Raw genomic sequence first — 12,009 nt, 5'->3', positions numbered from 1 at the left:
ATCCATTGACCGTGATACCGCTCCCATGTCAGATGCACTGAATACCGCGCACGCGCAGGTCGCCGCGCGCTTTGCCCGGCTGGCGCCAGCGCAGCGCACGGCGTTCCTGGCCGCGCTGCACGACAAAGGCGTGGCCTTCTCCACGCTGCCGATCGTGCCCGCGCCGCGCAGCGAAGCGCTGCCGCTGTCGTACGCGCAGCAACGCCTGTGGTTCCTGCAGCAGCTCGATCCGGCCGGCACCGCCTATCACATGCCGGGCGCATACCGGCTCGAAGGGGCGCTCGACGCCGCAGCACTGCGCCGTGCGTTCGATCGCATCGGTGCGCGCCATGAGGTGTTGCGCACCACCTATCCAACCGACGCTGCCGGCGTGGCGCGCCAGCAGGTGCACGACAGCCTGCCGCCGCCATTCGTCGAGATGGAAGCCGATCCCGCCGGCCTGGACACCACCATCGACGGCATTGCCCACGCGCCGTTCGATCTCGCCGCAGGACCGCTGTGGCGCGTCGCGCTGATCCGCGAGAGCGTCCAGTCCCATGTGCTGGTAGTGGTGCTGCACCACATCGTCGCCGATGGCGCCTCGATCGTGCGCCTGGTCGCCGAGCTGGCCGCCTGCTACGCGGCCGAAGCCGCCGGCACGCCGGCCGAACTGCCGCAGCTGCCGGTGCAGTACGCCGACTTTGCCGCGTGGCAGCGCAACTGGATGGACGCCGGCGAAGCCGAGCGCCAGCTCGGCTACTGGCGCGAACGCCTGGGCGATGCGCCCGGCGCCGCACTCGATCTGCCGGCCGACCGGCCACGCCGCGCGGCGCGTACCGGCGCGGGCGCCGAGCACACCTTCGTCATTCCGGCCGACGTGGCCGCGGCGCTGCGCACGCTTGCCGGCGCGCATCAGGCCACGCTCAACATGGCGCTGCTGGCCGCCTATGCGGTCTTGCTGAACCGCTACACCGGACAGGCCGATATCTGCATCGGCGTGCCGGTGGCCAACCGGCAACGCAGCGAGACCGAGGCGCTGGTCGGCTGCTTCGTCAACATGCAGGTGATGCGCGCCGAGGTGGCGCCAGACGAGCCGTTTGCCGAACTGCTGCCGCGGTTGGCGCGGCAGGCGGCGGCGGACCAGGAGCACCAGGCGCTGCCGTTCGACCTGCTGGTGGAGGCGCTTCAGCCCGGCCGCAGCCTGGCGCAGCCGGCGCTGTTCAACGTCACCTTCGACCATCGCGCCGCTGGCGCTGCGGCGGTGCCGCAGCTGAAGGGGCTGCGCGTCACGTCGCTGGAACTGCCGGTGACGACCGCGCGTTTCGAACTCAGCCTGGCCACCACCGAGCTGCCCGATGGCAGCCTTTTCGGCCGGATCGCCTATGCCGCCGATCTGTTCGATGCCGCCACCGTGGCGCGCATGGCGGGGCACTATGGGCGCCTGCTGCAGGCGTTCGCTACCGATCCCGCCACGACGTCCGCCGCAGCGGTGCTGCTGGGGGATGCCGAACGCGACGCGCTGGCCCGCTGGAGCGAACCCGGCTGCGCGGCACCGCCGTTCGTGCCGGTGCATGTGCAGGTGGCGGGCCAGGCCCGCCGCGTGCCCGAGGCCCCGGCCGTGCTGTTCGGCGATGCCACGCTCAGCTACGGCGAGTTGAACCGCCAGGCCAACCGGCTCGCGCACCGGCTGGTCGCGCAGGGTATTGGCGCCGAGAGCCGTGTCGGCGTGGCGCTGGGCCGTTCGCCGCGCATGATCGTGGCGCTGCTGGCGGTGCTGAAGGCTGGCGGCTGCTTCGTGCCCTTCGATACAACCTATCCGGCGCGGCGCCTGCTGGACATGCAGGAGGACGCCGCCCCGCAACTGCTGCTGACCGAGCGCGCGCTGCGCGAGTCCTTCCCGGTGGCAGAAGGCCTGCCGGTGCTGCTGGTCGATGACGACGCCGACGTATCCTGGCCCGAACACGATGCCGAAATTGCCGTGCACCCGGCGCAGCTTGCCTACGTCATCTACACCTCGGGCTCGACCGGCAAGCCCAAGGGCGTCGCGGTGGCGCACGGCCCGCTGGCAATGCACGTGGTCACCACTGCCGAGTGCTACGACATCACGGCCACCAGCCGCGAGCTGCATTTCCTGTCGTTCAGCTTCGACGGCGCGCATGAGCGCTGGATGGCGCCGCTGGCAAGCGGCGCCAGCATCGTGCTGCGTGACGACACGCTGTGGAGCGTGGAGCAGACCTACGCCGCGCTGCGCCGCCATGCGGTCACGCACGCGGGCTTTCCGCCGCGCTACCTGCACCAGCTCGCGGCCTGGGCCGAGTCGCAGGGCGATCCGCCGCCGCTGTGGCTGTATTCCTTCGGTGGCGAAGCCATGCCCCGGGCGGGCGTGGCCCGCCTGACGCAGGCACTGCGGCCGCAGCACATCATCAACGGCTATGGCCCGACCGAGACGGTGGTGACGCCGCTGGTGTGGAAGGCAAGGGCCGCTGACGCGGAAGCCCAGGTCACCGGCGCCTATGCGCCGATCGGCCGGCCGGTGGGGGCGCGCAGCGCGTACGTGCTGGACAGCCGGCTGGAGCCGGTGCCGGTGGGCGTGCCGGGCGAACTCTATCTCGGCGGCGAAGGGCTGGCGCGCGGCTACCTGGGCCGCGCCGGCATGACGGCAGACCGCTTTATTCCCGATCCGTTTGGCGCGCCCGGTGGACGGCTCTACCGCACCGGCGACCTGGTGCGCTGGCAGCCCGACGGCTGCATCGAATACCTCGGCCGGCAGGACCACCAGGTGAAGATCCGCGGCTTCCGCATCGAACTGGGCGAGATCGAGGCGCGCCTGTTGGCGCAGCCCGGCGTTCGGCAAGTGGTGGTGCTGCCGCACGAGACGTCCGCCGGCACGCGGCTGGTCGGCTACGTCGTGGCGCAGCAGGGCGCGGCATCGTGCGAGGCCCTGCGCGCGGCGCTCGCGGCGGCTTTGCCCGACTACATGGTGCCGGCCGCGATCCTGCAGCTCGACAGCCTCCCGGTCACGCCCAACGGCAAACTGGACCGGCGCGCGCTGCCGGAACCGCAGTGGCAGGCCGAGACCGCCTACGCCGCGCCGGTGTCCGCGGCGGAGCGGATGCTGGCGGCCGTGTGGGCAGACGTGCTCGGCATCGCGCAGGTGGGCCTGCATGACAACTTCTTCTCGCTCGGCGGCGATTCCATCCTGAGCCTGCAGATCGTCGCGCGCGCCCGTTTGCAGGGCTGGCGGCTGACGCCGCGCCAGGTATTCGAGCACCAGACGGTGGCCGCGCTGGCGCGGGTGGCGGAGCGCGTGGGTGGCACGGCGCAGGATGCGGCCAACGATGACGCTGGCGCGGCGCCGCTGACGCCGGTGCAGGCGGCCTTTCTCGGGCAGCCGCTGGCCGAGGCCAGCCGCAACCGCTTCAACCAGTCGGTGCTGCTGCGCCCGCAGTCGGCCATCGACGCACCGGCATTGCAGGCCGCGCTGCAGGACGTCACCGGCCACCATGCCGCGTTGCGCTACCGCTTCACTCGCACGGACCAAGGCTGGCGTCAGCAGGCCGTCGCCGAGGCCGGGGCCGCGGTCGCACTGACGACCATCGACGTGCCGGACGCCACGGCAATCACCGCTGCCTGCGATGCGGAGCAGGACCGGCTGGACATCGCCCGCAGCCCGCTGCTGCGCGCGCTGCACCTGCGCGTCGCCGATGGCAGCGAGCGGCTGTTCCTGGTCTGCCATCACCTGGTGGTGGATGGCGTGTCATGGCGCATCGTGCTGGAAGACCTGCAGGCCGCCTACGCCGCCCGGCTGGCGGGACAGGTGGCAGCGCTGGCGCCGGTGGGCGCCAGCTATGCCGCATGGAGCCGCACGCTGGCAGGGCCGGCGCGCGACATGTTCGCGCCCGAGGCCGAATACTGGCGCACCGTCACGCGCGACCAGATGTCATTGCCATGCGATGGTCCGGGCGGTGAACCGGCGCGCCCCCGCACGGCAAGCTTTGCTTTGGACGCGGCCACGACTGACGCCTTGCTGCGGCGTGCCCATGCCGCCTACCGCACCGGCGTCAACGACCTGTTGCTGACGGGCTTCGCGCGCGCGCTGTGCGCCTTTGCTGGCCGCGACGACATCCGCATCCACATGGAAGGCCACGGCCGCGAAGCCGAGGCGGCCGGCAGCGCGCTCGATCTCAGCCGCACGGTGGGCTGGTTCACCAGCGTCTGGCCGGTCCGGCTGGCGAGCGTTGCGGACGTTGGCGACACCATCGCCGGCGTCAAGGAAGCGCTGCGCGCGGTGCCGCGCCAAGGGCTGGGGTACGGCGTGCTCAGCGCTCTCGCGCCTGCGGCGCTGCCGCCGTGCGCGCCGCAGGTGTTGTTCAACTACCTCGGCCAGTTCGACGGCAGCCTTGGCGAAGGCAGCTGGCAGGCCGCCGCGGAGGATACCGGTCGTGGCGTCTCCGACGACATCCCCTTGCCGGCGCCGCTGGCGTTCGACGGCCGGATCCAGGGCGGCCGCCTGCAGTTCCGCTGCACCTACAGCGGCGCGCAGTTCCGCGAGGTCACCATCGAAGCGCTGATGGCGCGCATCGCGCAGTCGCTGCGCGAGGTGGTCGGGCATTGCGTGGCGCAGGCCGTGACGCGGCTGACGCCCTCCGATGTGCCGGCCAGCGCGCTGTCGCAGCTGCAACTGGATGCGCTCGCGCTGCGTGCCGACGAGATCGAGGACATCTGGCGGCCCACGCCGATGCAGCGCGGCATGATCCGGCACGGCGCGCGGCATCCCGGCTCGCCGGCCTATACCGTGCAGGTGCAGGCCACCATGGACGGGCTCGACGTGGAACGCATGGTCGCGGCGTGGCAGGACGCGGTGCGGCGGCATCCGGTGCTGCGGGCCCGGGTGGCGTGGCTGCAAGCGGGCGCGGGCATGGAGGCCGAGCCGCTGCTGGTGGTGCCCACGCAGGCCACGCTGCCGGTCAGGCACCACGACTGGCGCGAACGCAGCCATCGTCCGGCCGCGGCCGCCGACGATGCCCAATGGCAGGCGCTGTGCGAGGCCGAGTTCCGCGAGGGCTTCGACCTGGGCCAGGCGCCCCTGATGCGGCTGACGCTGGTGCGCATCGGCGACCACAGCTGGCGCTTCCTCTGGACCTGGCATCACCTGCTGCTGGACGGCTGGAGCATGTCGCGCCTGCTGGGCGAGGTGCTGCGTGGCTACGACGGCGAGCAGCCGGCCCAGCCCGCGGTGTCGCTGCGCCGCTACGTGGCGTGGCAGCAGGCGCAGTCAGGCGCCGATCCTGAACAACGCTGGCGCGAGCGCCTGGCGCCGCTGGCACGCCAACCGGTGCGCATCACGTGCGAGGTCGCGCCGGCACGGCGCGGGCAGCAGATCCGGGCGGTGGAGCACGTGGTGCAGGCCGATGCGCTGCGCACGCTGGCCGCTTTCGCCAGCCGCCAGCACGTCACCGTCAACACGCTGGTGCAGGCAGCATGGATGCTGGCGCTGCGCCAGGCCACCGGTGCGCGCACGGTGGGGATGGCCGTGGTGGGCTCGGGCCGTTCGGCGGAGTTGCCCGGCATCGAAGACATCATGGGCTTGCTCGCGAGTACCTTGCCGCTGGTGCAGGCGCTGCCCGACTCGCTGCGCGTGGCCGACTGGCTGCCGGCGCTGCAGGCCGACAACCTGGCGCTGCGCGAGATCGAGCATGCGCCGCCGGCGTGGCTGCAGAGCTGGGCGGCCGGCAGCGACGATGCCACGCGCACGCCGTTCGACACCATGCTGATCTACGAGAACTACCCGGTCGACAGCACGCTGCGGGAAACCCAGCGCGGCGTGCTGCGCTTCAGCGATGTCGATAACCGCGGACAGATGAGCTATCCGGTAACGGCCATCGTGATTCCGCGTGAAACGCTGACGCTGCGCGTGGAGTACGACACGGCGGCGCTCGACGACAGCGCGGCGGAGGAACTGACCCGGCAGTGCGTGGCGATCCTGCTGGCGCTGCCGGCGCTGGCCGGCGCCACGCTGGGCGAAGTGCCGGTGCGCGTGGAGCACGGCAGCGCCAGCGCGCTGGCGGCCTAGGTGCCGACGGCTTTACCGCAGCAGGCGGCGCGGGCAGTCGCCGCACAGCGTGAAGGCCGGCAAGCGGTAGCGCAGGCAACACAGCCGGCGCAGCCACAGCGTGGTGGTGGTGCCGTCCTGCGTCACGCGGTGCGCGCGCATCGGCGCATGCAGCGGGTTGTCGCGGCCGTCGGGGCGGGTGCGGGTGTCCATCAGCCAGGCCGCGTCGGCCGCCAGCGTGGCGTCCGTGGCCGGCATATCCGGCTGCAGCAGGGCGGGCGCGTGGCGCAATACCTCGGCGACGACAGCGCCGGCATTGGCCCACAGCAGGCGCGGCGACGCGCCGCTTGCCGCTGCCAGTGCTTCGATCAGCGGTGCCAGCAGGTCGTCCAGCAGGGCGCCGTAACGCTGCTGCGGCGGCGCGCCGGCAAACCTCTGGCCAGCGTGTGGCAGCAGCAACGTCACGGCGCGGCCGTGCCGATCGGGCCGGATGGCCGTGTCGCGCAAGGGCAGCACGTGGTGCGCCAGCGCCGCGGCGGCCACCGTGCCAGGCAGCAGCGCGGAGAAGCAATGCCGCGCCCAGACCGAGCCGGCCACGCGCGCATCGTCGCCACCGTAGTGGACGGCCATGGCGTGAAGCGCCTGCCGTAGTGGGGCACGGCCCGCCGGCGCGGACATGAGCGCGGCGGGCATGACGTCATCGGACGTCGTGGGGCCGATGCGTACGGCCTCGGCGTAGTGACGCAGCGGCTCGGGAAACAGTGCAAGCAGGATCGGTAACGGAAACAAGAGGCAGCCCCGTACGGCGTTGCGGATATGCAGTCAACGCCTTTTCTTTGTTGAAAATGAGAATGATTATCAGGTATATTCGCAATTCGCTTTGTAAAGACAATCTCGCACCTGGGCGCCCCCTTGCCAGTCAGTCGCAGCATGGCCGCGGCTGCGGGGCGGTCCTGGCCTTGCCGTTCGCGCGGCAAGGCCGTGCGCGCGGTGGCAGCCAGGCCAGCAATGGCTGCCTCGCGGCTCCCGAGGAGACCCAATGACGCAGCCTATGCCCGACCTGACGATCCGTGCGCGCGCCTCGCAAGACCCCGCGCCGCTGTCGTTCGCGCAGCAGCGCCTGTGGTTCCTGCAGCGCTACGCGCCGGACAGCACCGCGTACAACCTGGTGCGCGCCTGGCGCCTGCAGGGCCCGCTGTCGGCTCCGGCGCTGGAGCAGGCGCTGGCGCAGGTGACGGCGCGCCATGCGGTACTGCGTACCCGTTTCTCGACCGGTGACGGCGAGCCCCGGCAGATCGTCGACAACGCGCCGCCGGCCGTGCAATGGATCGACCTGCCCGCAGGCGAGCTCGATGCGCAGCTGCGCCGCGAGTCGGCGCGCGTACTCGACCTGCACGCCGCCGCGCCTTTCCACGTCACCGTCGCCCGGCTGGAGGATGGCGCCCACGTGCTGGTGCTGGCCATGCACCACATCGTCTCGGACGGCTGGTCCAACCCGATCCTGGCGCGCGACCTCGCGCGGGCCTATGCCGCGGCCGTCAATGGCAGCGAGCCGGGCTGGACGCCGCTGCCGGTGCAGTACGCCGACTACGCTGCCTGGCAGCGCGAGCGTCTCGATGGCCCTGCGCTCGATGCCGCGGTGGCACGCTGCGCGGACCGCCTGGGCATTGGCATTCCCGCGCTGGAACTGCCGCTCGATGCCCCGCGCCCGGCGCGGCCGGCAGGCAAGGGCGGGCGCGTCCGCTGGACGCTGTCGGACGACGTGGTGGCAGCGCTGCGCAGCTACTGCGCTGGTGGCACGGGTCGGGGTGGCCGGCTCACGCCGTTCGCCGTGTTGCTGGCCGCATGGCAGGCGCTGCTGGCGCGCCACAGCGGCCAGTCCGACTTTGCCGTGGGCGTGCCCAACGCAGCCCGCACGCATGAAGAGCTGGACGAACTGGTCGGCTGCTTCATCAATACCCAGGTCTATCGCGCCCGGCTGACGCCCGGCCTGAGCGGCCACGCGCTGTGTCAGCAGGTCCGCGACGATGCGCGCGCCGCGCTGGACCACGCCGACCTGCCGTTCGAACTGCTGGTCGACAGGCTGGCGCCGTCGCGCGACCCCAGCCGCACGCCGGTGTTCCAGGCGATGTTCAACCTGCAGATGGGCGAGCCCGCCGCCTTCACGCTGCCCGGCCTGCAGGCGAGCGCACTGCCGGTGCCCGACGACAGCGCCAAGTTCGACGTCACGCTCGACCTGCACGCCAGCGCCACGCGCGTGTCGGCTACGCTGGAATACGACGCCACGCTGTTCACCGCGGCCACGGCCCAGCGGATGGCGCGGCACTATGAACACCTGCTCGGCGCGATGCTGGCCGCGCCCGAGACGCCGCTCGAAGCACTGCCGCTGATGGATGAAGGCGAGCAGGCCCGGACGCTGGCCGACGGCAACGACACCGGCCTTGCACTCGACCCGGCCGACGACGTGGTCGCACGGATCGCGCGCGCCGCCGCGGCCACGCCCGATGCCATTGCGGTGACGGACGGCGCCTCGAGCCTGACCTATGCCGGGCTGGAAGCGACCGCCAACCGCATCGCGAACTGGCTGGCCGCGCAGGAAGTCGGCGCCGAGGCGCTGGTCGGCGTGTGCCTGCCGCGCACGCCCGCGCTGGTGGCAGTGCTGCTCGGCATCCTGAAGGCGGGCGCCGCCTACCTGCCGGTCGACGCTCACCATCCGGCCGCGCGCAATGCCCACATCCTCGGCCATGCCCGTGCGCGCCTGATCCTGGCGAGCGCCGCTACACGCGCCGCGCTCGGCGACAACGGCGCGGTGGTGCTGGTCGACGGCGACACGCCGCCCTGGAGCACGGCCCCCGATACGCCGCCGGCTGAGCCATGCCATCCGGCACAACTGGCCTACACGCTCTACACCTCCGGCTCGACCGGCACGCCCAAGGGCGTGCAGATTTCGCGCGGCGCGTTTGCCAACTTCTTGCGGGCGATGACGCCGGTGGTGCCGATGGACGGCAGCGACCGGCTGCTGGCGGTGACCACGCTCGGCTTCGATATCGCGGGGCTGGAGCTGTTCCTGCCGCTGGCCAGCGGCGCCCGCGTGGTGATCGCCACGCGCGACGATGCGCGCGACCCGGCGCGGCTGGCGGCGCTGATGTCCGCGCACGGCATCACCGTGATGCAGGCCACGCCCGCGACCTGGCAGATGCTGGTGACGCAAGCCTCGCCGCCATGGGAGGGGCTGCGCGTGCTGTGCGGCGGTGAGGCGCTGGGGCGCGAGCTGGCCACGGCACTGCTGGCCAGGGGCGCGCAGGTCTGCAACGTCTATGGCCCCACCGAGACCACGGTCTGGTCCGCGGCGCATGCGCTGGCGGCCGAGGGCGCTCCCGCGTGGGCGGTCGCGCCGGTCGGCCGGCCCATCGCCAACAACCAGCTCTACGTGCTGGACGCGCGGCTCGAACCGGTGCCCCCGGGCGTGGCCGGCGAGCTCTACATCGGCGGCGCCGGGCTGGCGCGCGGCTATGCCGAGGATCCGGCCCGCACCGCCGCGGCCTTCGTGCCCAACCCGTTCGCGCCCGGCACGCCGGGCGCCATGGCGGGCGACCGGCTGTACCGGACCGGCGACCTGGCGCGCAAGCGTGTCGACGGCATTGTCGAGTTCCTCGGCCGGCGCGACCACCAGGTCAAGGTGCGCGGCTTCCGCGTCGAACCGGGCGAGGTCGAGGCGGCGCTGAGCGCGTGCCCGCAGGTGAGCCAGGCAGTCTGTGTGGCCCGGCAGGGTCCCGACGGGATGGCGCGGCTGTGCGCGTACTACGTGGCCGCCACGGCTGGCGATGACTCGGACGACGCCATCCTCGCGCGCCTGCGCGAGCAGTTGCCCGGCTACATGGTGCCGTCCAGCCTGACGCGGCTCGATGCGCTGCCGCTCAACGCCAACGGCAAGGTCGACCGCCAGGCGCTGCCCGAGCCGGCCGCGCCGCGCGCGGCGGCGGCACCATCGACGCCGACCGAGCATGAACTGGCGGCGCTGTGGTGCGCGGTGCTGGACGTGGCCCAGGCCGGAGCCGACGACGATTTCTTCCTGCTGGGTGGCCATTCGCTGCTGCTGGTGCGGCTGCAGACCCGCATCCGCGAGCAGATGGCCTGCGAACTGGCGCTGCCGGCGCTGTTCGCTGCGCCCGTGCTGCGCGACATGGCCGCGGCGATCGACCAGGCCGGCCGGCGCGATGCCGACGCCGACCTGGCCTTCATGAACGATCTGCTGGAGGCCCTGTGAATCTGTTCCTCTCATTGCGCCGCCGCTTCGGCGGCCTCCTGCTGTTGGCGCTGGCCGCGGGCACCTGCAGCGCGCTCGCCGGCATCGCGCTGATTGCCGAGATCAACCGCATGATCGCCGCGCCGGCGGCGCTGGAAGCGGGGCGCATCGGCGTGCTGCTGGGCCTGCTGGCGGTGCTGTTCGGCTGCGGCTTCGGCTCGCAGGCGCTGCTGACCGCGCTGGGCCACCGCGTGGTGTACGACATGCGGCTGCGCATGCTCAAGCGCGTGCTCGATACCGACGTGGAGCGCTTGGAAGCGATCGGCGGCCCGACCGTCTATGCCACGCTGACCAAGGACATCGCCTCGATCGGCATGGCCTTCAACCGCGTGCCGTTCGTGTTCTACAACGGCGTGCTGGTGCTGGGCGGGCTGCTGTACCTGGGCTGGCTGTCGTGGCAGCTGTTCGTGCTCGGTGCCGCGGTGCTGGGCGCAGGCGTGCTGCTGGCGCAGCGCTGGGTGCTGCGCATGCGCACCCTGATGAAGGCGGTGCGCGATACCGACGACCGGCTCTACGCCGGCTACCAGGGCGCGATTGATGGCCGCTACGAACTGGCGCTCAATGCCTGGCGCAAGCAGAGCTTCTACCAGCGCGACTTCGAGCCCGCCGCGGAGTTTGCGCGCGCACATGAGGTGCGCGCCGACCGCTACTGGGTGCTGAGCCTGTCGTTCACCGCGACGCTGATCCTGGGGGTGGCGTGCGCGATCTTTATCGCCGGCGATGCGCTGGGTATTGGGCGCGAGCGCATCACCGCCTTCGTGCTGGTGCTGATGTTCCTGCGCATGCCGCTGAACGACCTGGTCGGCACGCTGCCGATCCTGATGACCGGCAACGTCGCGCTGCGCAAGATCGAGACGCTGCGGCTGGCGCCGTACACGGAGGATTTCGCGCTGCATTCGACCAATACCGCCGCTGCACCGCCCGCGCCGGGCACGCCGCTGATCACGCTGCAGGACGTGCGCTACGACTATCCCGGCCAGGGCGACGAGCGCGGCTTCCGCCTCGGCCCCGTGTCGCTGACGCTGTCCGCCGGCGAGACGGTCTTTATCGTCGGCGGCAACGGCAGCGGCAAGTCCACGCTGATGAAGCTGCTGGCGGGCCTGTACCAGCCGAGCGCCGGCAGCATAGCGCTCGGCGACCGGCCGGTGGGCACCGCCGAGCTGCCCTGGTATCGCAGCCATTTCGCCACGGTGTTCTCCAACGCCCATCTGTTCGCGCGGCTGGTCGGCCCGGACGGGCGCTTCGACGCCGCGGTGGCCAATGCTTTCCTGAAGCGGCTGCACATGGATCACAAGGTCGCCATCCGCGATGACCTGCTGTCGACCACGCAGCTGTCGCAGGGGCAACGCAAGCGGCTGGCGCTGCTGGCGGCTTATGTCGAGGCGCGCCCGGTGCTGCTGCTCGACGAATGGGCAGCCGACCAGGATCCCGTGTTCCGCGCCTATTTCTATGAATCGCTGCTGCCGGAGCTCAAGCGCAGCGGCAAGACCATTGTCGCGGTCAGCCATGACGACCGCTATTTCCACGTGGCCGACCGCGTGATCGGCGCCGACAGCGGCGTGATCCGCGCCGACAGCGCCACCGACAGCGCCACCGCCCCCGCCGCGGCCGGCCAGACCGACCATCAGGCCGCCGCATGACGCGCGCCAACACAGACAGGGAGTCAGTTCAC

4 protein-coding genes are annotated in these 12,009 nt (G+C 71.8%); 3 read left to right on the top strand and 1 reads right to left on the bottom strand.

Annotation, left to right across the window (positions count from 1 at the left end):
* The first annotated feature begins 25 nt into the window (after positions 1-25).
* Complete coding sequence (locus C265_RS01010; protein ID WP_010810188.1) at positions 26-6,052, top strand: non-ribosomal peptide synthetase; 6,027 nt, start codon at positions 26-28, stop codon at positions 6,050-6,052.
* Between the two features lie 12 nt (positions 6,053-6,064).
* Here the strand turns inward: C265_RS01010 and fhuF are convergent, their stop codons facing one another.
* The gene (gene fhuF, locus C265_RS30940; RefSeq protein WP_081645093.1) at positions 6,065-6,820 is read right to left on the bottom strand and encodes a siderophore-iron reductase FhuF; all 756 of its coding nucleotides are present in this window, start codon (positions 6,818-6,820) and stop codon (positions 6,065-6,067) included.
* A gap of 250 nt (positions 6,821-7,070) precedes the next feature.
* Between fhuF and C265_RS01000 the strand changes: the two genes are divergently transcribed.
* Together C265_RS01000 and C265_RS00995 are read left to right on the top strand one after the other, a co-directional pair.
* Positions 7,071-10,298, top strand: a complete 3,228-nt coding sequence (locus C265_RS01000; protein WP_052181577.1) for a non-ribosomal peptide synthetase — start codon at positions 7,071-7,073, stop codon at positions 10,296-10,298.
* On the top strand, positions 10,295-11,977 hold the full coding sequence (locus tag C265_RS00995; RefSeq protein ID WP_010810185.1) for a cyclic peptide export ABC transporter: 1,683 nt from the start codon (positions 10,295-10,297) through the stop codon (positions 11,975-11,977). The genes C265_RS01000 and C265_RS00995 overlap by 4 nt, the downstream gene beginning before the upstream one ends.
* The last annotated feature ends 32 nt before the right edge of the window (positions 11,978-12,009 follow it).

The sequence above is a fragment of the Cupriavidus sp. GA3-3 genome, assembly GCF_000389805.1.
Classification (GTDB): Bacteria; Pseudomonadota; Gammaproteobacteria; order Burkholderiales; family Burkholderiaceae; genus Cupriavidus; species Cupriavidus necator_D.
Note: the sequence above shows the minus strand (reverse complement) of the source record. Positions and strands in the feature narration are given on the sequence as shown.

Bases quoted from the DNA above. Each gene is read 5' to 3' on its own strand.
- C265_RS01010 (WP_010810188.1), top strand. From the start codon at position 26: ATGTCAGATGCACTGAATACCGCGCACGCGCAGGTCGCCGCGCGCTTT.
- C265_RS01000 (WP_052181577.1), top strand. From the start codon at position 7,071: ATGACGCAGCCTATGCCCGACCTGACGATCCGTGCGCGCGCCTCGCAA.